Source organism: Herbaspirillum sp. VT-16-41, assembly GCF_001994935.1.
Taxonomy (GTDB): domain Bacteria; phylum Pseudomonadota; class Gammaproteobacteria; order Burkholderiales; family Burkholderiaceae_D; genus Herbaspirillum; species Herbaspirillum frisingense.
The window spans coordinates 1-330 of sequence record NZ_MUXB01000147.1 but is presented as its reverse complement, the minus strand read 5'-3'; the positions used below and the strand labels follow the sequence as shown (position 1 = coordinate 330).

The window sequence follows — 330 nt, the reverse complement described above, 5'->3', positions numbered from 1 at the left end:
GTAAGCAACACGCAACCCACATTCATAGAAGAAGAGGAAAAAAGAAGAGAGAAGAGAAAAGAAGGAAAGGAAGAAAAGAGAAAGAAGAGGGAAGAAAGAGAAGGAAAGAGGAAGGAAGAAGAAAAAAAAAAAAAAAGGAAGGGTGAAGGAGGGGGAGGAAAGAAAGGAAAGATGAAAGAGAAAGAAAGAAGGGAAGAGGAGGAGGAAGGAGAAAAGGAAAAAAAGGGGGGAGAAGAAAAGGGAAAAAGAAAGAAGGGAGAGGGGAAGGAAGAGGGGGAAAGGGGGAGGGAAAAGAGAAAAGGGGGGGGGTAGGGGGGGGGGGCTGATCGG

Annotated in this window: 1 protein-coding gene; it reads left to right on the top strand. The window is 45.8% G+C overall.

What is annotated here, in order from left to right; translation table 11 throughout:
- Window positions 1-312, top strand: a 312-nt coding sequence (locus BTM36_RS29835; RefSeq protein ID WP_217349616.1) for a hypothetical protein, incomplete at its 5' end; no start/stop codon positions are given.
- Window positions 313-330: the final 18 nt, after the last annotated feature.